Here is a 26882-nt window from a genome sequence, read left to right as displayed (position 1 = left end):
TATGGTATGTTTAATCAAAATCCACGTAGGGTAATCTATTTCTTTTCTCCCTTTTCATTTACTGTATTTGAAACTTCCTCTGCGTCCCAGAAAATCTCACTTAATACATCTGCAAAAGCGTCAGCAGAGCGATTTAATTCTTCAAATGTATTGTCAACTCCACCAAACTCTACTAACATGGCTTTCTCCGACAAATCTTGATTAAACTTACCATTCGTATGTGCACCTTTTTTCTGTATAATCCCTCGACTCAGTCCAGGATACTTTTTCTCTAATTTTTTATGGATTTTATTCGCTAGTTTTAAGTTCTTTTCATACTTTGAATGTTCCGCTCCAATAACAAAAGCTAATTTCGCATATGATTTTCCATTTATTTTTTTCGTAGTGTCTTTCTTCCTACGTGAATCTCTATGAATATCAATGAAATATGTTAAATCATCATTCTTAGTCATGGCAGCTTGTACTACATTTCTTGATTCGTCATAAGACCTTCCATATGTCCAACCTTTTTTATTTAACTTGTCCATGATATCTGCTTTTTCTACAACCGTCCCAATTCCATTACTTTCAAACTGAGACTTTAATCTATCACCGATTTTAGTAACATTAATTTTTGAATGATGTGCTAAGTTAGGATCTTTAACACCTTTTAAGTAAGGCAAAAATGATTCACGGTTATGAGAAAAATAAATATAGACCATTTTTCTCTTACCCGTTGATAGAGGGGTATCCGCTGATTCATTTGCTTTCGCATTTTCAAGCTTTTCCGTATTCTGCAATTTAGCTTCTTGCTCAATATTTAAAACCTCTTGAGGCGGAGGAGATTCCATCGGCATATTGGTATAATTCGTACCTTCTCCCGCCACTAGGATATCACCGTCGAATAAGGAGAAACCAGGAAACTCTCTCCCTAATAGACTTCTCGGGTCATCCAAGCTAATGTTGGTTGAAGCCTTAAAGAGTAGGCTAGATAAATTAGGCGTGGAATCTTCAGGTAATGATTGTAAAAAGTAATGATTTTCTGACCCCATTAATTGGTATAGTACCTCTCCATTTAAAATGGTAGAGGCACTACCTAAAGAATTGGATTTAATCCTATATTCAGGAGACAATGACGTAAACAATGCACTTAGTGAAAAAACTAAAAATAGTAGCAACACTAGAGAAATTATCAGCTTTACCATGCTGGTGCCTTGGACAGTAACAATAAATGTTGAAGCTTTTGGAGATTTCAACTGTTCCACCTCTCTTAACAAGTCTAGTAAATCTTATGACTTTGATAGAGAAGATAGAACAAGTATTAATAATTTATATTTATTGGTAGATATTACCTTGATAGAGTTTTATCTTGTATAGAATCCTGCATTATTTTGATCTACCGAATGATGTAGAGCTGCGTTTAATCCACTTGCAATTAAATTAGACATATCTTCTATAAACACATCTACTTCCTTTGGCGTCACCATGAGATTATGGCCAATAGGGGAGAGGACTTCAGAGATTAACTTTCTTTTTTCCTCGTCTGGTAGAGTACCCACAATTCCTAAAAATGTCTTACGATGGTGCTCCTCAGGAAGGTCTTCATCTGTTAATTTTTTTCGCTCTCCAAAGGTCAGTCCTGCCGGAGCTAAAGCTCTTGAAGGACGATTTCCCTCTTTCATTTCTTTTCCGAAATGCTTGAGAATAAAGTCAATAGTATCGCTTGTTATAGAAACAGCATCCACTACAGTAGGGATTCCAACTGCAATTACAGGAATACCTAATGTTTCTTGGCTTATTTCTTTTCTTTTGTTTCCAACTCCAGAACCAGGGTGGATACCCGTGTTCGAAATTTGAATAGTAGAGTTCACTCTCTCAATGGATCTAGATGCTAGAGCATCAATAGCTATAACGAAATCTGGTTTTGTTTTTTCAACAACACCGAAGATAATATCGCTAGTCTCAATACCTGTTAGTCCCATAACTCCTGGAGCCAGAGCACTCACTGGACGGTAACCTTCCTCTACATTTTCTGGACTAAGCTCGAATAAGTGTCTAGTGACAAGAAGGTTCTCACACACTTGAGGGCCAAGGGCATCTGGAGTTACGTTCCAATTCCCAAGTCCCACAACTAAACACGAAGCATCTTCCTTGATGCCGAGTTCCTTTATAAAATGAGCAAATTCATGGGCAAAAGTTTTTTCTACTTTTTGCTGTAGTTCAGTATCTTGCTGTCTAATACCAATAACCTCAATGGTTAAATACTTACCAGCTTTTTTTCCGAGAGCTTCTGCTCCTTCGCCTGTAATTTCCACTAGCGATACCTTAAGGTCATTTTCTTCTCTTTCCTTTATAATGACTCCCTCGATTTGAGAAAGATCTTCTTCTTGGTTAACATTTTTAGCTCTCTGTTCTAATATCATTTCTCTAGCTTCTACTGCTAAATCTGTCCTTACCGAGTATTTACTTAAGTCTAGTTCTTTCATTTCAGGCTCCCTCGTTTCTATACTTAGTTGTTAAGAGTACATGATGAGCTATAACTACCAATAATCGCTTGACTATAACGATAAAAAATGCTATTTTTTATTGATAGTTATTAATTTTTTAAACCCTTTATTTTAAAATTTAGTTCTATTTTCTAGCTTTACCATTTAATTCATTTAACATTCATAAGTTTGTTGTCTGATAATAAGGAATTTATGCGATAGTATTGCAATAATTGTGTGCCTTTGATAGAATATCTTTTGTTCTTAATTTATGTTATGAATGTGAAAATCGAGTTAAATATAGTCTCGATGCTTTGTAGGAGGTGAACGGAATGCCAAATATTAAATCTGCTATCAAACGTGTAAAAACTAACGAAAAACGCAATGCACATAACGCAACAGTTAAGTCTACAATGCGTACTGCAGTTAAGAAAGTTGAAGCTGCTATCACTAACAATGATGCTTCAGTAGCAAAAGAAACTCTTTTAGATGCTGCTAGCAAATTAGATAAAGCTGCAGCTAAAGGTCTAATCCACAAAAACGCTGCTGCCCGCAAAAAATCTCGTCTAATGAAGAAAATTGGTTCATTAAACGCTTAATTTTGCATTCGATTGGCTATCTAATTTTAGATAGCCTTTTATTTTTGTAAGAAAAGCGCAAGAGCTTGACAGTAGTCTAACTTCAGAAAACATATATTTTCTACCCTAGTAAAAAAAGAGGAAACCACACAAGTAAAGTGGTTTCCTTTTTTTAGGCCTTATTCTTTTGTAAACGAAATAAAAACATTTCCACAATCATCTCTTTATTCAATCCGCCTGTTTTGAGTTGGAAGTCGGCGTCTGCTAACATCTTCATAATTCTAGTTAATTCCTCATCTGAGAATAAATTAGCCTGTCCAGCAGCCAATTTTATTCTGAAAGGGTGGATTTTTAAATACCCCGCAATTTGTTGTTGTCCGTATCCTCTTCTGGCTAATTCCTTCACTTGATAGATTAATCTAAATTGACCTGAAATAATAGAGAGGATTTTAATCGGTTCTTCATTTTTCTTTAGCAGATCGTAATAAATTCTTAGAGCCTCATCAATCTTCCTATGAATGATTTTATCTACTAGTGAAAATATATTTTGCTCGAGTGATCTGGATACTAGCTTATCTACTGTATGTACGTCGATAGATTTCCCTGCATCAACATATAAAGCTAATTTATCTACCTCAGTTGTTAACATAAAAAGGTTCGCCCCAGCTAAGGTAAGCATGAGCTCAACTGCATCTTCATCTATTTGAACGCTATTCAATGCGGCTCTTTCTCTAATCCATACCTTTAATTCTTGCTCATCAAGCTTCTTCGCTTCAACAATTGCACCTTTTCTCTTTAGTTCCTTAGTGAGTTTTTTTCGCTCATCCAATTTTTCGTACAAACCACTAAATACGATAATGGAATATGGAGCAGGCTCCTGTAGATATGCCTCCAGTCGAGAAAGATTATGCTCAACTTTATCTTTTGTCTTCTCAGCCGTTAAAAAACCAGGATTGTTCAAAAATATTAATCGCTTCTCTCCCATGAAAGGAAAGGTCTCTGCATCTTCTATAGCAACCTCAATAGGTGTTTCTTCTAAATCATATGTAGATAAATTAAAATCAGATTCTTCTTCTCCAAGTATGTTACTAATTAATAATTGCTTTGTCTCATTTATAAGAAAGGATTCTTTACCATACAATACATATATAGGTGCAAATTGCTGTTTCTTTATTTGTTTCCATACATCTAAAACCAATATCCTTCGCTCCTTGAAATACTTTATCAATATTTTAATCCTATAGAAGCTTGGACATTTTGACAAGTAATTAAGAGGGAATTGGCAACCTCGCCAGTGCCAATTCCCGATTTATATTGAACGCCGCTGACCAAGGCCTAGGATACTTAATCAGAAGCGGTACTCAACTGTAATTTTATTTTTGCCTCTCGAAAAGTAAACTATTTGTGACAACTCTTGTCAGTATAGGAAAAGCAGTCATGGAACTATAGATTTTTTTTAGCAAATGGTCTATACTATAATGGAAATAGGAGGGGTAGATTGTGAACGAATTTGAAAAAAATGTTCAAAGTAAACGCAATGACGCGATTGATTCAGGCGTAGGATTTATCGTTTCCTTCGGCTTTTTTGCAACTTTATTTATAATTGCAACAGTCATTAAATTCGTTGGGGCTTAATGCTAGCTACATAGCGAAGAATTTATGGAGACCGCTTATTCTCAATAAGCAGTCTCTTTTTCATGTTTTCCATATTTTTTATTGAAATATTGAATATCGAATTAGTTATACTCTATACTATGGAAAACGTTTCAAAAAGGTTCCTCTATTTCCTTTAAATTGATAAGTAATTGCACCATCTTGATCGGTTCTAAAAATGATGATTTTATGTTCCTTTAATCGATTTAAAACATCAGGATGCGGATGACCAAAGCGATTTTCTTTTCCTACAGATATGATAGAAGCTTTGGGCTGATACTGCCTGAGTAGTAATTCTGAAGTAGATGATTTACTCCCATGATGACCAACCTTAAGTACATCTACCTTTAATTTAGGGTAGGATTGAACAAGCTTCCTTTCTCCTTCCTCTTCTAAGTCGCCCGTAAACAGCCAATTAATTCCGCCCACATTGGCGTGTACAACAATAGAACAGTCATTCCTTTCTCCACATGAATTAGAGGGCGATAAAATGTTAAAATCCATGCGATTTATCGTCCACCTGTCACCTTGTTTCACCGTTTTGATAGGGATTTGCTTTTCTTTAGCCAGATTGACAATTCTTAATTCCAAAGCCGACGGTTCCTTTGTTTTAGGTAAGAAAACTTCACTTACTGTTATATAATTCAAGACAGCTAAAGCTCCCCCAACATGATCCATATCCCCATGTGTCAAAATTAGTTTATCTATTTTAGTAATTCCTTTACTTTTTAAATAAGGAACTAAAACATTTTTACCGACTTCATAAGGATTTTTCCTTTTCTTCCATTGTTCCGATTGAAATTGGATGGTCCCACCTGTATCAATTAAGTAGGTGCCCTGGCTGTGTGGAAGTTTTAGTAAGATACTGTCTCCCTGACCAACATCAATAAAAGTTACCTCACCTTTAGAATCGATATGAACAGTGAAAAAGTGAATGAGAAGAATACCAAACTGTATCAAGATGATTTTCACAATTCCTTTCTTAGATATTTGCTTTTCCCAAATGATATACATTATTGGAATTGAAATAATATAGAGGACTAGCAGCCAAATGGTAGGCTTCCCTAGAGTAATTACTGCATAGGGAAAACTAGAAAAATGCTCTGTAACCAAATTAATGACTTTTATGAAAAAGTTCATAACAGTTATTAAGGGATTGATAGGATCCCCTACTATTACATGTAAAATAAACAATAAAAGAAGTGAAGGTAATATACATATCGAGAACAGTGGAATGTAGATAATATTTGCTGCAATTGAAATGATTGAAATTTCGTAAAAATAATATAGTAAGATGGGCATGGATATCACTTGGGATACAATAGAGGTGTAAATAAGAAGAAGAATTGGATTTGTAGCGTTTTTTAGGATTCTAGCGGAGGAAATAATGAGAGCAAGAGTGACTGAAAAAGAGAGTTGAAAGCCTACATTATATATAACATATGGGAAAATACAGATATACATAATAAATACAATACTTAAGACATCAATCATTTGAATAGAATGACTGAACTTCTTAATTATGAGGACCATTATCATCATAGAACATGCCCTTACAACTGAAGGAGCAGCACCCGTTAGAATAATATAAATAGGTAGAAGGATAATCAATAAATTCAATACCCTCTCACGTGTGATCCCTATCCTTATTCCAATATAATAAAGAATTCCCATTAAAAGGGCAACATGGAGGCCCGAAATAGCAAGCAAATGGACAATTCCAAGTTTCTGATAGGATTCTAGTAACTCATCACCCATCAAACTTCTATCACCAAATATTAAGGCTGAAGCAAGTGTAGCAGTATCTTCTGGAAAATACTTAACCATATAATCAATTCCCATTTGCCTTATGTTTCTCAATAAAAAAATGGGGGAGGATTTTTCCTTACAATGATTAAACTGTTCCACTTTGAGCATCCAATGAATATGTTGTTGCTTTAGATAATTCTTATAGTGAAAGGCATTTTCATTTGTAGAAACGGGTGGCTCTATTAACTCACCTTTTAGACGACAAACTGCCCCTGTAATAAGCTTTTCTCTTAACCTGTTTTTCTCCTCTTCTGATTTTATAGTATATCGTATGACTAGTTTCTCTCGTTTATTTAAATCCTTCCCGTTACTTGTGAGTAAGTTTCCATCATAATTTATCTCATTTTCGAATAAGATTAGAAATTCTTTTTCTACACCTTTAAATTTAGTCCGATTATTTTTCTCCGCTAATTCACCTCTTAGCATTAATAATAAACACGCACTCATGACAAGTAATAATTGTTTTTTTGTAAATAGTTTAAATTGGTAAAGAACAAATATCGTAACTACAATTAGTATGAAAAAAAAGACGTTCTCTTCTAGAGCAGCCAAAATAGAAAGGAGTGACATAAAAGCTAGATAAATCCAATAACCTTTCAATCAATCACCTACTAGATTACTATGACAAACTAATTATTGATTACTTTAAATCGCAGTGTTTCTTTAGAGGGATAAGATTCAGTTGTTTTGTTTAGTGAGGTTATCTGTAGCATTTAAGAAGAGGATGGCATAAAAGGTTTTTCGGGCTATCAAGTAGACAGCCCTTTTGTTAATTACCATCAAAATCCCATTTTAACAAACCGGATTTAGGATTAGTTTCATCGATGAACTTTTCAATATTCATTTCCATTTTAACTGCTACTACGTTACTAATTTTTAACAAATGATAGCAATATTCATGATTTTTATAATCGTGAGTATAATATATTTTTGTTATGCCGGCTTGAAGTATTTTCTTCATACAGTGAGTGCAAGGGAAATGAGTAACATAAATTTGGCTACCTTTTGTTGATATTCCCTGTAAAGCACATTGTATGATAGCATTCTCCTCTGAATGCAAGCATCTTAAGCAATGGTTATCAATAACATAGCAACCAGCATCAAGGCAATGTTCCTCACCACTAATCCCACCATTATAGCCCGTACTAATAATTCGATTATTTTTAACTAATACGGAACCCACCTGTAGGCGGTTACAAGTACTTCTCATACTTATAAGGTGGGCGTTCAGCATAAAATATTGATCCCAAGTGAGTCTGTTTTCACTCATCTTTTCCCCTCCTAATTCATTCCCACCTATAGTGTAATATTAAGGTTAAAAGCTCGTCAATTTGAATTTAATAGTTACTAATTATTAACCTACCTGTTTAAATTTATTTTACTGTAAGTTGATCTTTTAATTTCTCAAAAGTCTTGTCCCCTATACCTGTTACAGAGGTGAGATCTTCCACTGTTTTAAAAGGTCCATTTTCCTCCCTATACTTCAGAATTGCATCTGCTTTTGAAGGTCCTATTCCTGGTAGGGTGAGAAGATCACTTTGAGTAGCCGTATTCAAATTGATTTTATCATTTTTTGTCTCTCCGCTAGAGTTAAGAACTGAACTTGTAGTAGTAAAACTAGATTCCTTCCCTTTTTCAGGTATATACAAAACCATTTCGTCTGTAACTTTCATAGCAAAATTGACTGCTAACTCATTAGCCGTCTTTCTTAAACCTCCCGCTTTTTCAATCAAGTCAATTACCCTATCTCCCTCTACAGCCTCATATACCCCTGGTTTGTTTACCGCACCTTTTACATCAATTAAAATAAAACTTGTTTGTTCGTTACTCGTTGAAATATGCTCTTGATTATCAACTTCTAGACTTGAACTAGGATCCCAAATATCATCTGATGCTTCGATTGATTGAAAATCATATTGAGAATAAATATATAGCCCTACAATAGATGTTAATAAACATCCCAAGACAACATATACTTTATTTGTTTTTAACCATTCAATCATAGATTCCGTCCTTTCAATTGTCATAAAAATTATTCATATTTCATATCTTTATCAGAGAAGGCTGTTTTCGCATTAGTGGTTCCAAAATTGATTTCAATGCGGAGGTATTATGCAGCAAATAACAATCACTTAAGAAATAATTGATTGTGAAGGAGGGCAGCACAATGAAAATAGGAGTAATCGGGACAGGAAACATGGGAAGGATCTTGATAGAGGCACTCCTTGATGGTAAGGCCGTTTCCCCTTCCTCCATGACTATAACCAATAGAACAACGGCTAAAGCTTTGGAAATTCAAAAAAATTACAAAGATATTGCTGTTAAAAATCATTCTATAGAGGTAGCTCAGGAATCTGATTTAATCTTCATTTGTGTAAAACCAAAAGATGTTCACAAAGTAGTAAAGGAAATTCATCCATACTTATCAGAGGAAAAATGTGTAGTATCTATTACAAGTCCGATTAGTGTTCAACAGTTAGAATCGGTCATACCTTGCTCAGTTGCTAGAATCATTCCTAGTATCACGAATAGAGCTCTAGCTGGAGTATCCTTATTTACATTTGGGGAACGTTGTCAGGAATTATGGAAGGAAAGGTTAGTTACTTTATTTACTTACATTTCTTCACCTCTTTCAATTGATGAGGAGATTACTCGAGTTTCATCTGATATTGTTAGTTGTGGTCCTGCCTTTTTTAGTTATTTAACAAGAAGGTTTATAAATGCGGCAGTCTCTGAAACAAAAATTGATGAAGAAACAGCAACTAAGTTAGCCAGTGAAATGTTAATTGGATTGGGAGAACTTTTAAGAAAAGGATATTATACTTTGCCTACATTACAAGAAAAAGTATGTGTTAAAGGTGGAATTACCGGAGAAGGAATTAAAGTTCTTGAAAGTGAACTAGGGGATGTGTTCGAACATTTATTTCATGCAACACACTCCAAGTTCGAGGAAGATTTAGAAGAAACAGAAAAACAATTTACACTTCAATAATTCGATTTCTTATTAAGAAAATCCTTCTTTATTTATATTTTTTTAAACAACAAAAGCCATTCACGAGAATGGCTTTTGTTAATTAAGGTTTTCTTGCAACAAAGAAGATTCGCTCTGAATCATTCGTTGGAGAATCATCTGTGAAATCAGCAGTCATTTCTAAGAATTCAAATCCTGCCTCAGACAGCCAGGATTGATACTGATTAACCGGAAAGGTCCTCTGTGAATGAAACTCATCATAACGGTCATATTTATTTGTATTAGAATCTTGAACAAAGAATGTTAATTCATGTTCAACACTATAAGGATATTCCCCTTGGAAACAGTTCCATATATAACAGATATCTTCCTGGTCATGAGTAAACGTTTGATTCATAAACACTTCCATAATCTTATAAACGGAATGAACATCAAAAATAAACAATCCACCTGAGTCTAAATGTTGAAGTACTTTATGAAATGTTTCAATCACTTCTTCTTCTGATTGAAGGTAATTTAATGAGTCACAAAAAATACCAATGATATCAAAGGTGGTGTTTACATCAAGCTCTACCATGTTCTGCTGATATAAAGGAATTTGATTTCCACTATTTTCTGCCTTTTCATTAGCAACAGCTAGCATATCTCCTGAAAGGTCCACTCCGATTACATCAAAGCCTGCTCCAGTCAGACTAACGGATAATTCACCCGTTCCACATGCTAAATCGAGAAGCTTATCCCCCTTAAGATTGTACTTACTTTTTAATTTAAGGACCATCTCAACCCATCGATCATAGGGGACTTCCTCCATTAAATCATCATAAAGATAAGCGAACTTTCCATAGGTCATGAATTAAGCTCACTCTGAACATTCTCGTGAGGAGCATCTCCCCATAGACGTTCTAGGTTGTAATAGCTTCTTTCATCACGATGGAATACGTGGGCAACCACATCACCCATATCTACTAATATCCACCTTGCTTCGTCAAAACCTTCCATTCTTTTTACACCATAACCAAATTCATCCGCTTTTTCTTTCATTTCACGAGCAATTGCTTGAACTTGTTTATCTGAATTTCCGTGACAGATAATAAAATAATCTGAAACAAGAGAAATACCTTCCATATTTAAAACTACGATATCTTCAGCTCTTTTATCATCTGCTGCTTTTACTGCTGTTAATAATAATTGACGATCGGTCATCCAATCAGTCCCCCTTATTTAATAACTAAATCATTGTATGTGTTAAATGTTTCAGGATAGACAGGTTGATTTTTTTTCATTAAGAAAAGGATCGTGTTTTGAACCGCTTTTATTAATGCTTCATTTAAATCTTTTTCCGCTAGAGCCCTAACCTCTTCTACTCCAGGGAAATGTCTACCCGGTTCAATATAGTCTGCAAGATAAATGATTTTTTCTAGTAAGGTCATTTGAGCCCTGCCTGAAGTGTGGTACTTAATAGCATCCAACACTTCCTCATCCTGTATACCAACTTCAGTCTTTACCAAAAAAGCACCAACAGGGGCATGCCAAAGCTCGCTATTGAATTTTAAAAGTAGCTCGGGCATTTTTTCTCTTACTATTATATTCTCCATTTCATCCTTTGGTCTAAACTTAGCATAATCATGAAATATAGCCGAAAGTTCTGCCTTCTTCTCATCTGCACCATACTGTTGTGCCAAAGAAATGGCTGTTTCCATTACTCCAAGTGTGTGTTCATATCGATGCTTTGTTATTTGTTTTTTTACAATTTCTAAAGCTTCAGTTCGTTCCATATAATTGTTTCGCCTCCATGTAGTTAATCACTGTATCAGGAAGTAAATAACGTACGGTTTTCCCTTCCTTTAGACGATTTCTAATCATACTTGAGGAGATGTCAAATTCGGGAACATCCACATAAAGAATTGGATAAGATGTTTGAACATTATACGAAGGTCTTTTTACTCCAACAAAATGAATAAGTTGAACAAGCTCATCTATTTTATACCATTTGGGTAAGTATTCAACCATGTCAGCACCAATAATAAAATAAAATTGTATATCTGTATGCTTCGATTGTAGAAGCTTAACCGTATCATAAGTATAAGAGGGGCCAGGACGTTCTAATTCCATTGTCTCCAATTGAAATTTCTCATTCCCTTCAATAGCCTTCTTTAACATTTGAATTCGGTCTTGGTTACTAACATTTGATTTTTTCTTATGTGGGGGTTCTTGATTAGGTAAGAACCATATCCCGTCCAAGTCTAAACTTTCTAATACCTCATTCGCAATTAGGAGGTGACCAAAATGTGGTGGATCAAAGGTTCCACCTAGTATCCCTATTTTTTTCATTTTTGTCCACCCCTTATATATTAAGGTAATTTAATTTGTTTATTTTCCTTTGACTCTTTGTATAAAACAATCGTATTTCCGATAACTTGAACTAATTCTGCTTGGCTACCTTTTGAAAGTTGTTCAGCAACCGTATCACGATCTTCATCACAGTTTTGTAAAATACTCACTTTAATTAATTCACGAGCCTCTAATGTATCACTAATCTGTCTAACCATATTTTCATTTACTCCACCTTTTCCAACTTGGAAAATTGGATTTAAATGATGAGCCTGTGAGCGTAGAAATCTCTTTTGTTTACCTGTTAACATATATTTCCTCCTAGTTGCTTCAATACAATGTTTTTCATTCTATCTAAATCTGGTAATATCCCCGTCCACTTTTGAAAGGCTAAAGCACCTTGATGAACGAACATACTAATTCCATTTTGAATAGACGCACCTTTTTCTTTAGCATTTTGTAAAAACAAAGTCTCGAGTGGATTATAGATAATATCACTTACAAAAGCGTTTGTTTTTAGATTATGTAGTGAAAGGGGGATATAATCCCTCTCAGGTGACATACCAATGGATGTTGTTTGAATAACAATATCATATTCAATTAACTGTTTTTCAGTTTCGTTTAACTCTAATGCTTCGGATTGTACAGCATAAGGGCAATCATGAATTAAACTTAATGCCTTATTTACAGTCCGATTCGTAAGGTCAATCTGTTTAATTCCTGCATCTGCCATAGAAAAATAAATGGCCCTTGCAGCTCCACCCGCACCAATGATTAAAACTTTCTTATCCTCAAGGGAAGAAAGTTCATTTCGAATTCCCGTAAGATATCCACTACCATCCGTGTTATAGCCAACAAGCTGGCCATCTTCGTTCACAACGGTATTAACGGCCCCAATTGACAATGCTAGAGAGTCTACTCGGTCTAAAAGGGAAATGATTTTAACTTTGTGCGGGATGGTCACATTAAAACCACTTATCCCTATTGCTTTCAATCCTTTTATCGCATCTTCTAATTGCTCACTCTTAACATGGAGAGCATGATAATGTGCATCAATTTTATAATGCTGAAACAAATCATTATGCATAGCTGGTGACATAGAATGGCCAATAGGATCCCCAATAACGGCATATAATTTTTTCATGAGCCTCTCCCTGAAAGTTTGACCTTCTATATTAATGACTTTCTTAACATAGCATGTACACCTTTTGGAACATAAGCAGCCACTTTTGCCCCAGGTTCATTTACCGTAATCCAGCCTAGACCAGAGAAAACAATATCTGTCTTTGCTTCTTTAATAGTAAATTCATGTTTTACTAACTCAGGAAAATGGTCGAGTTGCTCCTGACGTGGAGGGGTTAACATTTCTCCAACATGTTTTTCATACAAGCTGTCTGCATTTTCCATTTTTGTTCGATGAATATTAATCTCATTTGAGAAGTGACAGGTAAACGCTCTACGGCCACCACTAATATAATCAAATCGAGCCAATCCACCGAAGAAGAGAGTTTGTGCCTCATTTAATTGATATACTTTTGGTTTTATCTCTTTTTTTGGTGTAATAATCTTTAAATCTCGTTTATCTACAAAATGCGCCATTTGATGATGGTTGATGATACCAGGCGTATCCACTAATGCCTTTCCATCCGCTAATGGAATTTCAATAATGTCTAAAGTAGTTCCAGGGAAATGAGAAGTTGTAATCACATCGCCTTCTCCTGTTACTTCTTTTAATATACGATTAATAAAAGTGGATTTCCCAACATTGGTACAACCAACTACGTATACATTTTTGCCTTCTCGGTACTCATCAATGGCTGCAGCAACCTCTCTTATAAACTGACCTCTGGCAGCACTCACAAGAAATACTTCTTCTGGTCTTAGCCCGAGTTGTTTAGACTCCTGTTTCATCCAATTGATTAGCTTATTTGGCTTAACCGAGTGAGGAAGAAGATCGACCTTGTTACCTATTAGTAATATTTTGTTATTTCCAACAAAACGATGAAGACCAGGTAACCAACTACCGTTAAAATCAAAAATATCAACGATTTTTACAATCAAAGCATCACTTTTACCAATCTCATTTAAGATTTTCAAGAAATCGTCATCCGTTAAACTAACGTCTTGAACTTCATTATAATGTTTTAGTCGAAAGCAACGTTGACATATAATCGTTTCTTTATCTAGTGAAGATGGGGGAGCATAGCCAATCTCATCACGATTTTCTGTTTGAATATTTACTCCACAACCTATACAACTATATTTTTCACTCAATGATTAGTCCTCCCATGCAAGCATTCCTCTTTTTCTAAACCAGTTTAAAATTCTTCTTTCCACTTTTCGATTAAACCTCGTTACAAAGCCATCGGTAGAAGCAACTGGAACTACTAATATAGTATGGAAACCACTGCGATTTCCTCCAAGAACATCTGTTAACAATTGATCTCCAATAACCACTGTCTCATGCTTCTGCAAACCCATTTCCTTAAGTGCTCTTTTAAAAGCTCGCCCCATTGGCTTACGTGCTTGAAATATGAACGGAATATTGTGAGGTTCTGAAAAGATTTTTACTCGTCTTTCATTATTATTTGAGACGATTGTTACTTTTATATTTGCTTTCTTCATTTCCGCAAACCATTTTATTAATTCTGGGGTAGCATCTGCACGATCCCATTCTACTAGCGTGTTGTCTAAATCTGTGATAATTCCCTTGATTCCTTTTTCCTTTAAACTTTGAGGAGTTATTTCAAAAACGTTTTTTACGTGTTGATCCGGTAAAAAATTCTTTAACAATACGGACACCTCTTTTTAACTCAATTATACAAATGTATTTGTTAGGGTCTATTCTAATTATATTTTGCTTCATGACTTTACCCGTTGATTTCCGCTCCAGGCACTTGCTTTCCACGGGGCGGGCGAGGAGCCTCCTCGATGCTAGCGCATCTGTGGGGTCTCCTCTTCCCGCTTCTCCCGTAGGAGTCAAGTGCCTTCCGCTACAATCAACTCAGATGTATGAAATTTATTCTTTTAACCACTTTAATCCTAAAACATATGTGATTTATAATTGCACCGTACTCCATCATAACCAATTTTAACCGCTCTTTCAAAAAAAACCTATTAAATTAAAGGGCAGTCAAATCTAGTTGAATAAAAGGACATCTTCTTACTATATTATTAACTGATTTTCCTTAAATAGTTTGATCTGTTTTTATACGCGAAATGTTGCTAAAACGCTGTCAAATAGTGTCGAATTAAATAAAAAATGGGATTTAAATAAAAATTTTTCGACAAATCTTATTAAATTTCAACACCTGTGGATAACTTTACTAACAATGTACACATTGTATTACATACTAATTACCCAATTATTAACACTTTAACCACAGGTTATCCACTGGAAACTGTGGATAACAGAACGGTTGTTCTCCTGAATAATTTTTGATAGAGTTAGGGTACATCGAACGAACTTACATTATATGTATGATGAATTTTATTTAGAACGGTTTAAATTAAAATGGAGGTGAATTCTGACATGCGTAAACTGTCAGACGAATTATTAGTTGAATCTTATTTCAAAGCTAGAGAGTTGAATTTAAGTCAAGACTTTATTCGCCTCATAGAGACGGAAATTCACCGACGTTCATTGACACACAAAATCAAAGTTTCCTCATAATGCTATAAGATGCATTCCTTGTGATAGAGAGACTCATCTAAGCCCTACAACAGGGCTTTTTTTTCTAGAAATAGATCATCTACATTTATCAATGGGAATAATATTTACCCTTTTCTCAGGTAGCCAATTTTTTCTCCCACTTTTATATCCTTTGGAGTACTAAAATCAATCATTTCGAACGTATCTTTCTCAAATAGTAGGACAACAGTCGATCCAAATGTAAAGTATGCAATCTCCTGTCCTTTTACCAGCTGCTCCCCTTCATGAATCGTTTCAATAGAGTTAACAAACATGGCACCTACTTTTACTATAGCTGCATGACCGTAATCATGTTTTACCTCGGTAACAACCCGATAATTTTTCGCAAGTGTATCTTTTCCGTATTTTAATCCAAGCTTATTTACAGGATATGATTTATTACCGAGTGTATACTCTCCCATCACTTTACCTGAAAACGGGCTATGTATTCGATGATAATGACTTGGACTTAAATATAAGACCATATAAATACCGTTCATATATTTATCCACATTGACTTCATTACCTAACATTTCATGAACGGAGTAGGTTTTACCCTTTACTGTCATCGTTTTGTTCGCCGATATTCCTCCTACATCTTCAATCACTGCATCTACAGGACTAACAACTGAGGAAGGGTCGTTATGAATCGGACGTGCTTCTGCCTTTAAATTTCTGATAAAGAAATGGTGCAGTGTCGGATACTCTTGAATCTCTTTTTCCATTTCAAATTCCTTAATTTTATAAACCTTCGAAAAAGAAGGAACCAGTATACGACTGACTTTTGACTGGGCAAAAGTTCTTAATAAATGAGAAGTCCATCTACCATTTGTTAGTTCAATTAGTAAGCGATAAATTCCTTGAATCAATGATTTAACCTCCACGTTCCTATTGTTAAAATAATACTGTAAATTTCAGGTCTAAGAATCCATGAGTGCTATTATATCATTTTCAATAATTGAATGACTATTGATTTCTAAAATGATTGAAAATCATTCCAATAGAAAAAACAGCACTAATAGTATGTGCTGTTTTTCCACCAATTTTATCTAGCTATTATTTTCGCATAGAAAATTTTACAAAACAACCTTAATTTATTTTATAAAAGAGGTTATTTCGATGTTAACTTCATAAACTCTTCAACATCATCAATACATAATTGTACTGCTTTTTCCCAGAAGTCAGGCTTAGTTAAATCAACATTTAGATGTTTCATCGCTAAATCTTCTACTGTCATGGAAGCAGTATCTTTTAATAAAGCGATATACTTCTCTTCATACCCCTTACCTTCTTCTAACGCTTGAGCATAAATTCCTAATGAGAATAAGTACCCAAAAGTGTATGGGAAGTTATAGAAAGGTACCCCAGTAATAAAGAAATGTAGCTTGGATGCCCAGAACGATGGGTGATATTCGTCAAGCGCACCACCGTATGCTTCTTTCTGAGCCTCTTCCATAAGAGTATTTAGTCGCTCAACATTAACTAAACCATTCTTTCTTTCCTCATAGAATCTAGTTTCAAATAGGAATCTAGCATGGATGTTCATTAATAAAGCGACTGAACGTTGCACTTTATCTTCTAGTAAAGCTAATTTTTCTTCTTCAGATTTCGCACTCTTTACAGCTGCATCTGCACAAATCATTTCAGCAAATGTAGAAGCTGTCTCCGCAACATTCATAGCATAGTTACGATTCAATAGATGTAAATCTCTCATTGCGTAAGTATGGAAACCGTGCCCTAACTCATGCGCAAGAGTTGAAATATTTGAAGGTGTTCCAGAATAGGTCATAAAAATTCTAGACTGAGCACTCTCTGGGAAGTACGTATGGAAACCGCCTGGTGCTTTCCCAGGTCGATCCTCTGCCTCAATCCATCTTTCTTCAAATGCTTTTTTCGAGAAGCTAGTCATTTCTTCCCCAAATTTAGAGAAATGCTCTAAAATAAACTCTGCACCCTCTTGATACGATACTTTAGATTCTGCTTTGCCAAGTGGTGCATCTAGATCATACCAGCTTAATTTATCTAAATCTAATAAACTAGCTTTACGATTTAAAAACTTTACAAACGGTTCTTTATTTTGTGAAATGACATTCCACATGGCATCTAATGTTTCTTTCTTCATACGATTGATATCAAGTGGTTCTTTTAAAACATCTTCCCAACCACGCATTTTATATACATTTAAACGGAAACCTGCTAAATGGTTTAAAGTTGTTGCTAGATAATCTGATTTATCATTCCAAGCTTTTTCCCAGCCGTTGAATACATTCTTTCTAACGGAACGATCAGGGTTTGAAAACTTGTTAGCAGCTTGACCAACAGACAGGACTTTATCCTCGCCATTTTCGTTCACGGCTACTTTTACTGTGCCTACGATTACATCATACATTTGTCCCCATGCATGATAACCGTCTACACCAAGAGCGTTGATGACTGATTCTTCTTCTTGAGATAGTTTCTCCGCCGCTCTTTCTCTACGTTCAGTTAAAACGAATGACAAGTCATTTAATTCACTATCCCCTAAAATCGCTTCCCAAACGTCTTGGTCATATGTAGTTAGCTTTTGATCCATAACAGTTAGAGCATTCTGGAAATTTGCACTTAGAGCTGTAACACGGCCACGTAAATCATTCGCTTTTTTATCTTCCGTATTTTGAGCTTGAAGACAACTAACGAGAGCACCAGCCTGACGAATTTTCTTTGCAACAACTTCGAACTGACTGATTAATTGTTTGATGCTAGCTTGATCTGCCACGCTATTAGTTGGCTCCCAACCTTTTACGAGTGTATTAAATTCTTGGATTAATTGACCTGATTCATTAAGATGACTATCAAATGCAGGTGAGTTACTTCCACCATCAAAGAAAACATCTAAATCCCATACGTCAAAATATGTAGTTGTTGTCATTCCTTCGTCCCCCTAAATTTTATCTATACAAAGCTATTATAAATTTATTTTTTTGAAATTTCTATAAATAAGGAAACTTTCTTTTGTTTAATTAAAAAACAACAATTAAAAGAACAAAAGCGCAAGCGCCTCGATCAGCCCCGACAAGCAAATGTTCTTCAACCCTAAAAGTCTGCCTTTCGACTTTTAGGGTTGAAGGTTATTTGACCTCGAGGGGCTAGGCGCTGGAGCTGGACGTGGACAATCAATATAAAACAGTTATTCACAATGCGAGAAATATATAGTTTCCTAAACAATAAAAAACGCCTATGTTAGGCGCTATAAAAATTTGCTTATTATTAGTTATCTAAAATAACCACTAAAGTACCAGAAGCTTCCGAAGATTAGAAGAAGAACGAAGAGTACAATTAGCAACGCGAACCATATTCCTGTTCCAGCATAAGCTCCTCCTGCATATGGCGCAGGATATGCATAGGGATAACCGTATGGCATAATCTTTACCTCCTATTCAATGTAAAAATCATGATAAATGTTTATAAATTATTAAGTAAATAACCTATAAACACGTCCCTAAAAATTAATATTTTTATAATAAGTTATGCTTTTGCCCTACTTGCTGTATAGGCAACAGTCATACTGTTTAAGAAAACTCCAATTCTTTTCTAAGTAGCATTAAGGAATTTTGTAGCACTATTTTTTTCTTCCCATATAATAATCATAAGACTAATGTTAAAGGGGAGGCGTTAAATGAAGATCATCTCCATATGTAAAAAATGCAAAGGTAAAGGGAATATCTCCACTTATCCTTTTATTAAAAAGACCTGTCCTCTTTGTAAAGGGGAAGGTAAAACCATTAAGCATATTAAAGAAATAAAAGACAGAAATAACATTCGTACATTCACCTGATGACTTCTAGATAGTCGTATTCTCTTCCCACTACTACCCAACCAATAAAAAACAGCTATCAGACTAAGCTGTTTTATTTCCGTTATTAGCCTTCAACTCCCCTTTAAATAATCCTATTATATCTATATAATTTAAGAAATGATGCACGCTTAATAGGAGAATTTATGGACCTTAATATAGAAATCTTTTCTAATCACCCGATTTTAGCAATTTTAATTAGTTTAATAGCTAGTGTTATCATCTCCATTGCTGGTATTTTACCGAGTACCTTTATAACAGCAGGAAACATTGCTTACTTTGGTTTTTCTAATGGACTTATTTTATCAATACTGGGGGAGGCTCTTGGGGCGATAGTTAGTTTTTATTTATATAGGAAGGGAATAAATAAGTTTACACATTCAAAAACAAAAACCATAAATAATAAATTACTTCGTAAACTCCGCGAAACGAATAATGTTTATGGTTTTATTTTAGTAATAGCATTAAGAATTTTTCCTTTTGTTCCCTCAGGTCTAGTTACTCTTACAGCTGCTGTTAGTAAAATGAGTTTGGTCGTTTTTTCTATAGCAAGTACTCTTGGAAAAATTCCTGCACTGTACATTGAAGCTCTATCGATCCATACAGTACTAAGCTGGAAGCAGGAATATCAGCTAGTTGCTGTAATCACCACCTTAATTTTGATATTGATTTGTTTTCTATACTCCAAGAATAAAAGAAGCTGAGATTACTTCGCTCTCAGCTTCTTTGCTCTAATTATTCATGTCTTTCTTACGCTTTTCTTTTTCCTTCTCCGCTCGATAAAACTCATGGAACATTTTCATTAAAGCTCTTTTTTCAATCCTCGACACATAACTTCTAGAAATACCTAATTCTTTTGCTATTTCCCTTTGTGTTTTTTCTTTTTTCAAATCCAGTCCAAATCTTCCTACAATTACTTCTTTTTCTCTGTCATCTAAAACATCGATATATTCCTTAACCTTTTCCAATTCCATATTTAATTGAATGGTTTCAATAACATCCTCGGATTCAGACTTTAAGACATCGATTAAAGATATTTCATTACCTTCTTTATCTTGACCAATCGGGTCATGAAGGGAAACATCCTTTTTTGTTTTCTTTAACGCTCGTAAATGCATTAGAATTTCATTTTCAATACATCTAGCCGCATAAGTTGCTAATTTCGTTCCTTTCCCCTCTGAATAACTTTCGATCGCCTTTATCAAACCAATTGTTCCAATGGAGATAAGATCCTCTGAGTCTTCGCCAGTATTTTCAAATTTTTTCACAATATGTGCCACTAATCTCAAGTTATGTTCAATGAGCATATTACGGGCGTGACTATCTCCATCTGCCATCAGTCGCAAATATTTCTTCTCATCTGCAGGTGATAGTGGTTGAGGGAAGGCATTATTTTTAACATAAGAGACAAGAAAGACGATCTCTTTTACTAAATAACTAAGTGCAGTTAGGATTCCAGGCAAGTAACATCACCCCCACTTTCAAGACTTTCGCCTATAACTAATACCTATGAAAGCAATGGGTTGTATTTGTCTGTCCAAAATAAATTATTTTTGTAAAGAAAATATTTCCATTAACCTAATTTTTTCTCCAATACATACATGGGCTTATCCTTAAATTCAATTTCTTTTACAATCTCAAACTTTTGCTTTTTCCAAAAATGAAGTCCTCTTTCGTTATTGACAAAGCATCCTAGTCTAACTTCTTTAATCCCACGGGACTTCATTAAGCTTTCATAGACATTAAATGCTTCTTCGGATAGACCTTTTCCCGTCCAGTCTTGATGTATAATAAATAAACCTAACCACGGTTTATCATCTCTAGGATTTTTCATAATGAAATCAACAATACCAATATACTTATCTACATATTCAATGAGATATCTTTCTTTATTAAGCTCACTACTCTCTTCATGTTCTTCCATCATGTCATCTTCAGTTAGTAACTTTCTTCCTTCAGAAACTAGATTATGATATGGGTGAGAATTCATAATCTCTAACTCTATAGATATTAAGGAAGGATTGCTTTCAATTAATTTCATTTTGATTTCCCTCTCCTTTAATTAGATGTTTATCTAATTAGATAATAATCGAATTCCTTATTTATGTAAACACAAGATTGGAAATCCCTTATAAAATTTAACTACAAATGAAAAAGGTGCATAAAAAAAGTATTGACCCTTATTACTGGTCAATACTTTTTTGTGTACCTTACCTTTATCCTTCAACGCTTACTTCAGCAGTAATAACTAAACCAATAACACTACAAATAACTAATCCCATAACGATTGCGAACATCCCATTCACACCCCTTAAAATCTTAATATCCTAATTAAAATTTACCACATTCTCTACATTTTAAATGTGTGAGGTTGTGAACATTTTTTGAAAACAACTTTTAAAAAAGCTAGAGTCCAGAGGATAAATTCTCCGGGGGAGGGAAATTATCCGTCAGTCTCTAGCCATTTTATTTTATACATTAGCTGCCGTTCTTTTTCTTCTTTCTAAATGGAAGCGTTAATAACAATATATTTAAATACATAATAAGATTCACTCCTAAACTAAGCTTGGTTAGGTGGTATCTTTCTCCACCCATAAAATTGCATTACGTCCTTGCATGATAAAAACCATATTAATTACCACCTTTCTGTTTAATTTAATAACGAACTTAGTACAAACGATGAATTTCATATAAACGATCTTTGTTTTGCTCATATAGCTTTATAGCCATCTCTTCATGCATTGCATCTTCAGCTGAGATATTTCGTTTATTGATTGTGATTGTAAAAAATAAAATATTTAGAGTCATTCTGTTTCACCTCCTTATATCATACGGTGAATAACTACTTGCTGAGCCTTATTGTCAGAGTAGACTTTTCTAGCCTTTTCCTGACGAAGAGCGTCCTCACCAGTTATTTTTCTTTTATTGATACTGACTGAAAAGAATAAAATATTTAATGTCATGCCTATTCACCTCCTACATTTTTCCACATATCCGATTTTTAGGCACAAAAAGGCCGCAGAGACGTTTCCTGCGACCAGATATGAAGGCATAAAAAGCCGCAGGACATCATTCTTCCTGCGGCATGGATATGTTATAGTCAAAAAACTAAATTAAGCGTTCCATTCCTTAACGGTCGAATGTGTAAATATTAAGTTTTGAAGTGTACCACATTGTAAAGCTACTAATTTCATCATCATGTCATTCGACCTCCTTTTAAAGAATTTATTTGCTTACATTGGTAAGTATATCCACTTCCCCTTCATTTGTAAACCCTTTTTCTGCCTAATTTGAAAAAAGTTTTTAATTTAGGGAATTTGTCACTGAAAATTAAGTAAAAAAATAACATCCCTATTACTAAAGGGATGTTATTTTTTCATTAAATATTCTTCGCCTTCGTCCATCTCCATGAGCTTTTGACGAGCCTTTTTAGATTCAACAAAAAGTAACATAGAAGCTATTAAAAATAACGTTGAAGCGATAATCATTATATTTGTATCCATAACTGTTTTTGTTTCAGTTGGAATGATTACACCAAGGTAAAAAAATACGCCTGCTGCTAATAGCACAATAGCAAATCTTTTAAAATCAACCATTTTTTCATGAAGTTGTTTTGCTGTTTTTTTCATCGTTGCTCACCTGCGCTATCTTATAAACTATGAATCTTATATAAGATTAACATAATTATAGGTCGTAGTGTGGATGTAATTTATAGTAAAAATGGTATGGAATTATTGGAACCCATGGCTTTATTTTTTGGTATAGCCTAGAAATTTAACCCGTTGATTTCCGCTCCAGGCACTTGCTTTCCGCAGGGAGGGATGGGAGCCTCCTCGGCGTGCCGCCTGTGGGGTCTCCCATTCCCTCTAATCCTGCAGGAGTCAAGTGCCTTCCGCTCCAATCAACTCAGTATAGGCATCAAATGAGACTATAAATAGCAAAAACTTTGTAAAACAATTCTACAAGCATAAAAAATAGGTAATCACCTAACTAAGTTAGGCAATTACCTATTTTTTTAACATCTAATATTAAACTTCTAATCCTTGTTTAAGATCTTCAATTAGATCTTCTGCGTCTTCAAGGCCTACTGAGATACGTACTAGGCCGTCTGTGATTCCTAGTTCTGCTCTTCTTTCAGCTGGGATAGACGCGTGTGTCATGCGTGCTGGAACGGAGATTAAGCTTTCAACCGCACCTAAGCTTTCGGCTAATGTAAAGTATTTTAGTTTGCTTAATAGCTTATCTGCGTTTTCCTGGCTTCCTACATCGAACGATACCATTCCACCAAATCCGCCGCCTTGTTTTTTAGCGATAGCGTGATTTGGGTGAGTTTCTAAACCAGGATAGTAAATTTTTTCAACAGCTGGGTGTAATTGTAGGAATTCAACAATTGCTTTTGTGTTTGCTTCTGTTTCTTCCATACGTACACCTAGTGTTTTAATCCCTCTGATTAATAGCCATGAGTCTTGCGGTCCTAATACTCCGCCTGTTGAGTTTTGAACGAAATGTAAGTCTTCAGCTAGTTTTTTACTGTTTACTACCACTAAACCAGCTACTACGTCACTGTGACCACCGATATACTTTGTAGCACTGTGAAGAACTATATCTGCACCTAAGTCTATTGGAGTTTGCCAATAAGGTGTAGAGAAAGTGTTGTCTACAATGGTTAGTAAATTATGCTTTTTAGCAATTTTCGTTGCTTCTTCAATATCAGTAATTTTTAATAATGGATTTGTAGGTGTTTCTAAATAAAGCGCTTTTGTATTCGATTGAATTGCCTTTTCGATGTTCTCTAAAGAGCTTGTATCAATAAAAGAAGACTCAATTCCAAATCGATTTAATACTTTTGACATCACACGGTAAGTACCACCATAAACATCGTCTGTCATGATGATATGGTCGCCACTGTTAAATAGCATCATCACAGCTGTAATAGCTGCCATACCGGAGCCAAAAGCAAATCCAGCTTCTCCGCCCTCTAGATCCTTAATTAATTCCTCTAAAGCATGTCTAGTAGGATTTCCTGTACGTGAGTATTCAAACCCACTATGAACTCCAACGCTCTCTTGTTTATAAGTGCTCACTTGATAAATAGGTGTAGATACTGCACCTGTAGTTGGATCACCAACAATACCACCGTGAATTAACTTTGTCTTTCTTTTCACTTAAATTCCCCCCTCATAAATTTTCTTACTTAAGTAACGTTCACTTCCATCTGGGAAGATAACAACGATATTCGTACCCGTTTTTGCAACACTTGCTTCAGCCAACGCAGCATGAAGAGCAGCCCCAGATGAGCTACCTACAAGTAAGCCTTCCTTTGATGCTAATTCTTTTACTAAATGGAAAGCATCTACATCTGTAACCGTATGAATGGCATCAAAATAACTTGTATCCATGTAATCAGGTAGAAACTCCATCCCGATTCCTTCCGTTTTATGTGGACCTGACTCACCGCCATTTAAAATTGACCCCTCTGGCTCAACGATAACGGTTTTGATTTCTTTATTTTGTTCCTTTAAGTATCGTGCTGTCCCCATAAATGTTCCGCCTGTTCCTGCTCCAGCAACAAACACGCCAATATTACCTTCCATCTGCTCCCACATCTCTGGTCCTAGTGTTTTGTAATATGTTTCAGGATTTGCAGGATTTCCAAATTGCTGTGGACAATAGGAATTTGGTATTTCTTCTAACAATTGTTTCGCTTTTTTAATAGCACCTTTTATTCCTTCAGATGTTGGCGTATGAACAATTTCTGCACCTAAAGCCTTCATCAATTCTTGCTTCTCGATACTGAATTTCTCTGGCACACAGAACATTACTTTAATATTTTTATTAATAGCAGCTAGAGCTAAACCAATTCCCGTATTCCCTGCCGTCGGTTCAATCACCGTGCCGCCTTCTTTTAACTCTCCGCTTTCAAACGCTTCTCTTAAAAGTTCTTGACCTAGACGATCCTTTACACTACCACCAGGGTTCATGAATTCAAGCTTAGCAAATAGCCTAACCCCTTCAGGCAGCGAGAATTGAGTCAATTCCAAGATAGGTGTTTGACCAATTAACTCATGGATATTTTTATATACCTTCAATATTCTCCCCCCTTGAATCCATTAACCTTTGTTGTGTATTCCAGCAACAATCTTCATTACAAGGGATGCAGAATTAACAGCTGCTTTTTCTAAAAATTGCTCAAAAGACACATCCGATTCTTTCCCTGCGATATCCGATAATGAACGAATGATCACAAAAGGAGTTCCAAACTGGTAAGAAACTTGCGCAATAGCAGCTGCTTCCATTTCAAGAGCCTGAAGATTGGTAAACTTATCACGAATCGCATCTACTCGTTTTGGATCATTCATAAATGAATCCCCTGTAGCGATTAAACCTTTTACCACTTTTATATCCGTAATTTCTTTTGCTGCTTCTTCAGCAATTGCCACTAAATCACCATTTGCTTCAAAGGCAGCCGGTAATTGAGGCACTTGCCCATATTCATAGCCGAAAGCTGTTACGTCCACATCATGATGACGAGCCTCTGTTGAAATAACGACATCTCCAACATTTAGTTCTGGATTGAAACCACCAGCAGAACCTGTATTCACAACAAAGTCTGGCTTGAATTTTTCTAAAAGTATCGTTGTAGACATAGCTGCGTTAACTTTCCCAATTCCTGAACGCAATAAAATAACTTCAGCACTGTTCATTTGCCCGGATGTGAACTCACAACCAGCAATCGTTTCTTGTACTGCATTGTCTATTTTTTCTCTTAGTAAAGCTACTTCTTCTTCCATTGCCCCGATAATTGCTATTTTCATTGTGTAACCTCTCTTTTAAAGTTTAGCACCCTCCATAATCCAAACAAAGTCATTCATTTGTTCGAATGATACGCTAAAACCATTTGTTTCAAGTATCTCCTTTAAAACAGGAATGGTTGTGTAGTATTCACGTTGTAAGTCCTCTGCTAAATTATGGAAGCCTTTTTCAGTCGCATCTGCAATTGCTTCTTTATAAGCTTCGACAGATTCATACATTGTATCCGCAAAGACTATTTTACCACCAGAAGCTAACAATTTACCATAAGAGGCTACAGCTTCCGATTTCTCTTGATCCGTTAAGTGATGAAAGGCGTACGTACTAACAATGGTTTGGTAGTTACTTTCAGGGAAATTCATAAAATCCCCGTCAATAACATTTGCACGGTTCTGTAATTTTTCAATAGCGATTTTACGCATAGATGAGGAAGGCTCAACAGCTGTCACTGTTAGCCCATAACTTAATAATTTCTCCGTTAAGTTCCCTGTACCTGGACCAAACTCTAACACTTGGCCAAAAGAGCGTTTAGCCACTTGAGTAAGTATAGTTTCGTAGTTTAAAAATACAGCCTTATATTCAATATCATGCCCTGTCACGCTATCATCATAACTGTCTGCCCATTCTTCAAACAGCTCAATAAACTCTTTCCCCATGATATACACGCTCCATTTTATATATAATCAAATAATTCCTATAAGTATAGTATGAATTTAAAATAAATCTGTTCTCAATTTATCAC

Annotated in this window: 31 protein-coding genes; 5 read left to right on the top strand and 26 right to left on the bottom strand. The window is 35.2% G+C overall.

What is annotated here, in order from left to right:
* Positions 1-35: 35 nt before the first annotated feature.
* Together spoIIP and gpr are read right to left on the bottom strand one after the other, a co-directional pair.
* The gene (spoIIP, locus tag SM124_RS04060) at positions 36-1235 is read right to left on the bottom strand and encodes a stage II sporulation protein P (protein WP_322445463.1); all 1200 of its coding nucleotides are present in this window, start codon (positions 1233-1235) and stop codon (positions 36-38) included.
* A gap of 108 nt (positions 1236-1343) precedes the next feature.
* Positions 1344-2465 (bottom strand): GPR endopeptidase, encoded by a 1122-nt coding sequence (gene gpr, locus SM124_RS04055; RefSeq protein ID WP_322445462.1) that lies wholly within the window; start codon positions 2463-2465, stop codon positions 1344-1346.
* Positions 2466-2797: 332 nt separating this feature from the next.
* On the opposite strand from gpr, the gene rpsT reads away from it, so the two are divergent.
* A complete protein-coding gene (gene rpsT / locus SM124_RS04050; protein WP_322445461.1) occupies positions 2798-3064 on the top strand; it encodes a 30S ribosomal protein S20 in 267 nt (88 codons plus the stop codon).
* 151 nt (positions 3065-3215) lie between these two features.
* On the opposite strand, the gene holA is transcribed toward rpsT, so the two are convergent.
* Positions 3216-4241, bottom strand: a complete 1026-nt coding sequence (gene holA / locus SM124_RS04045) for a DNA polymerase III subunit delta (protein WP_322445460.1) — start codon at positions 4239-4241, stop codon at positions 3216-3218.
* 302 nt (positions 4242-4543) lie between these two features.
* Between holA and SM124_RS04040 the strand changes: the two genes are divergently transcribed.
* Positions 4544-4678, top strand: a complete 135-nt coding sequence (locus SM124_RS04040) for a YqzM family protein (RefSeq protein WP_322445459.1) — start codon at positions 4544-4546, stop codon at positions 4676-4678.
* 117 nt (positions 4679-4795) lie between these two features.
* Here SM124_RS04040 and SM124_RS04035 read toward each other — a convergent pair whose 3' ends face one another.
* From SM124_RS04035 to SM124_RS04025, 3 genes are all read right to left on the bottom strand, one after another.
* Complete coding sequence (locus tag SM124_RS04035) at positions 4796-7105, bottom strand: DNA internalization-related competence protein ComEC/Rec2 (protein ID WP_322445458.1); 2310 nt, start codon at positions 7103-7105, stop codon at positions 4796-4798.
* A gap of 169 nt (positions 7106-7274) precedes the next feature.
* Positions 7275-7775: a deaminase gene (locus tag SM124_RS04030; protein ID WP_322445457.1), complete on the bottom strand. Its 501-nt coding sequence runs from the start codon at positions 7773-7775 to the stop codon at positions 7275-7277.
* Positions 7776-7878: 103 nt separating this feature from the next.
* The gene (locus SM124_RS04025; RefSeq protein WP_322445456.1) at positions 7879-8508 is read right to left on the bottom strand and encodes a helix-hairpin-helix domain-containing protein; all 630 of its coding nucleotides are present in this window, start codon (positions 8506-8508) and stop codon (positions 7879-7881) included.
* Positions 8509-8672: 164 nt separating this feature from the next.
* On the opposite strand from SM124_RS04025, the gene comER reads away from it, so the two are divergent.
* Positions 8673-9497 (top strand): late competence protein ComER, encoded by an 825-nt coding sequence (gene comER, locus SM124_RS04020; RefSeq protein ID WP_322445455.1) that lies wholly within the window; start codon positions 8673-8675, stop codon positions 9495-9497.
* An 82-nt stretch (positions 9498-9579) separates the two neighbouring features.
* On the opposite strand, the gene SM124_RS04015 is transcribed toward comER, so the two are convergent.
* Genes SM124_RS04015 through SM124_RS03980 form a run of 8 tightly spaced genes read right to left on the bottom strand, consistent with a single transcriptional unit; the run spans position 9580 to position 14600 of the window.
* Complete coding sequence (locus tag SM124_RS04015) at positions 9580-10326, bottom strand: class I SAM-dependent DNA methyltransferase (RefSeq protein WP_322445454.1); 747 nt, start codon at positions 10324-10326, stop codon at positions 9580-9582.
* Positions 10323-10679, bottom strand: a complete 357-nt coding sequence (rsfS, locus tag SM124_RS04010; RefSeq protein ID WP_322445453.1) for a ribosome silencing factor — start codon at positions 10677-10679, stop codon at positions 10323-10325. The genes SM124_RS04015 and rsfS overlap by 4 nt, the downstream gene beginning before the upstream one ends.
* Before the next feature lie 14 nt (positions 10680-10693).
* On the bottom strand, positions 10694-11251 hold the full coding sequence (gene yqeK / locus SM124_RS04005) for a bis(5'-nucleosyl)-tetraphosphatase (symmetrical) YqeK (protein ID WP_322445452.1): 558 nt from the start codon (positions 11249-11251) through the stop codon (positions 10694-10696).
* A complete protein-coding gene (locus tag SM124_RS04000; RefSeq protein ID WP_322445451.1) occupies positions 11238-11807 on the bottom strand; it encodes a nicotinate-nucleotide adenylyltransferase in 570 nt (189 codons plus the stop codon). Before SM124_RS04000 ends, yqeK begins: the two co-directional genes overlap by 14 nt.
* Before the next feature lie 20 nt (positions 11808-11827).
* Positions 11828-12118, bottom strand: a complete 291-nt coding sequence (gene yhbY / locus SM124_RS03995; RefSeq protein ID WP_322445450.1) for a ribosome assembly RNA-binding protein YhbY — start codon at positions 12116-12118, stop codon at positions 11828-11830.
* The gene (gene aroE, locus SM124_RS03990; RefSeq protein WP_322445449.1) at positions 12112-12951 is read right to left on the bottom strand and encodes a shikimate dehydrogenase; all 840 of its coding nucleotides are present in this window, start codon (positions 12949-12951) and stop codon (positions 12112-12114) included. Before aroE ends, yhbY begins: the two co-directional genes overlap by 7 nt.
* A gap of 26 nt (positions 12952-12977) precedes the next feature.
* Positions 12978-14081, bottom strand: a complete 1104-nt coding sequence (yqeH, locus tag SM124_RS03985) for a ribosome biogenesis GTPase YqeH (RefSeq protein ID WP_322445448.1) — start codon at positions 14079-14081, stop codon at positions 12978-12980.
* A 3-nt stretch (positions 14082-14084) separates the two neighbouring features.
* A complete protein-coding gene (locus tag SM124_RS03980; RefSeq protein ID WP_322445447.1) occupies positions 14085-14600 on the bottom strand; it encodes a YqeG family HAD IIIA-type phosphatase in 516 nt (171 codons plus the stop codon).
* 739 nt (positions 14601-15339) lie between these two features.
* Here SM124_RS03980 and SM124_RS03975 point away from each other — a divergent pair.
* Positions 15340-15480, top strand: a complete 141-nt coding sequence (locus tag SM124_RS03975) for a sporulation histidine kinase inhibitor Sda (RefSeq protein WP_322445446.1) — start codon at positions 15340-15342, stop codon at positions 15478-15480.
* A gap of 104 nt (positions 15481-15584) precedes the next feature.
* Here the strand turns inward: SM124_RS03975 and SM124_RS03970 are convergent, their stop codons facing one another.
* The 3 genes from SM124_RS03970 to SM124_RS03960 all read right to left on the bottom strand — a co-directional run bounded on the left by SM124_RS03970 (position 15585) and on the right by SM124_RS03960 (position 18898).
* Positions 15585-16367 carry a phosphatidylserine decarboxylase gene (locus tag SM124_RS03970; protein ID WP_322445445.1) on the bottom strand — a complete coding sequence of 261 codons (783 nt, stop codon included), beginning with the start codon at positions 16365-16367 and terminating at the stop codon, positions 15585-15587.
* A 242-nt stretch (positions 16368-16609) separates the two neighbouring features.
* Entirely contained in the window at positions 16610-18406 is a 1797-nt protein-coding gene (locus SM124_RS03965; protein WP_322445444.1) for a M3 family oligoendopeptidase, read from the bottom strand.
* Between the two features lie 342 nt (positions 18407-18748).
* Positions 18749-18898 carry a hypothetical protein gene (locus SM124_RS03960; RefSeq protein WP_322445443.1) on the bottom strand — a complete coding sequence of 50 codons (150 nt, stop codon included), beginning with the start codon at positions 18896-18898 and terminating at the stop codon, positions 18749-18751.
* Positions 18899-19476: 578 nt separating this feature from the next.
* On the opposite strand from SM124_RS03960, the gene SM124_RS03955 reads away from it, so the two are divergent.
* Positions 19477-20034 (top strand): TVP38/TMEM64 family protein, encoded by a 558-nt coding sequence (locus tag SM124_RS03955; RefSeq protein WP_322445442.1) that lies wholly within the window; start codon positions 19477-19479, stop codon positions 20032-20034.
* A 27-nt stretch (positions 20035-20061) separates the two neighbouring features.
* Here the strand turns inward: SM124_RS03955 and sigK are convergent, their stop codons facing one another.
* The 9 genes from sigK to SM124_RS03910 all read right to left on the bottom strand — a co-directional run bounded on the left by sigK (position 20062) and on the right by SM124_RS03910 (position 26796).
* Positions 20062-20793: an RNA polymerase sporulation sigma factor SigK gene (gene sigK, locus SM124_RS03950; protein ID WP_322445441.1), complete on the bottom strand. Its 732-nt coding sequence runs from the start codon at positions 20791-20793 to the stop codon at positions 20062-20064.
* 110 nt (positions 20794-20903) lie between these two features.
* Complete coding sequence (locus SM124_RS03945; protein WP_322445440.1) at positions 20904-21371, bottom strand: GNAT family N-acetyltransferase; 468 nt, start codon at positions 21369-21371, stop codon at positions 20904-20906.
* Between the two features lie 626 nt (positions 21372-21997).
* The gene (locus SM124_RS03940; protein ID WP_322445439.1) at positions 21998-22138 is read right to left on the bottom strand and encodes a YrzI family small protein; all 141 of its coding nucleotides are present in this window, start codon (positions 22136-22138) and stop codon (positions 21998-22000) included.
* A gap of 14 nt (positions 22139-22152) precedes the next feature.
* The gene (locus tag SM124_RS03935; protein ID WP_322445438.1) at positions 22153-22293 is read right to left on the bottom strand and encodes a YrzI family small protein; all 141 of its coding nucleotides are present in this window, start codon (positions 22291-22293) and stop codon (positions 22153-22155) included.
* Positions 22294-22698: 405 nt separating this feature from the next.
* Positions 22699-22959 (bottom strand): YrhC family protein, encoded by a 261-nt coding sequence (locus SM124_RS03930; RefSeq protein WP_322445437.1) that lies wholly within the window; start codon positions 22957-22959, stop codon positions 22699-22701.
* 399 nt (positions 22960-23358) lie between these two features.
* Positions 23359-24495, bottom strand: coding sequence for a bifunctional cystathionine gamma-lyase/homocysteine desulfhydrase (locus SM124_RS03925; RefSeq protein WP_322445436.1), 1137 nt, complete (start codon positions 24493-24495; stop codon positions 23359-23361).
* Complete coding sequence (locus SM124_RS03920; protein WP_322445435.1) at positions 24496-25419, bottom strand: PLP-dependent cysteine synthase family protein; 924 nt, start codon at positions 25417-25419, stop codon at positions 24496-24498.
* A gap of 21 nt (positions 25420-25440) precedes the next feature.
* Positions 25441-26145, bottom strand: a complete 705-nt coding sequence (mtnN, locus tag SM124_RS03915; protein WP_322445434.1) for a 5'-methylthioadenosine/S-adenosylhomocysteine nucleosidase — start codon at positions 26143-26145, stop codon at positions 25441-25443.
* Between the two features lie 15 nt (positions 26146-26160).
* Positions 26161-26796, bottom strand: a complete 636-nt coding sequence (locus tag SM124_RS03910; protein WP_322445433.1) for a class I SAM-dependent DNA methyltransferase — start codon at positions 26794-26796, stop codon at positions 26161-26163.
* Between the last annotated feature and the right edge of the window lie 86 nt (positions 26797-26882).

This window comes from Robertmurraya mangrovi, from assembly GCF_034427655.1.
GTDB classification, from domain to species: Bacteria; Bacillota; Bacilli; order Bacillales; family Cytobacillaceae; genus Robertmurraya_A; species Robertmurraya_A mangrovi.
This window is presented reverse-complemented; position numbering and strand designations above follow the sequence as displayed.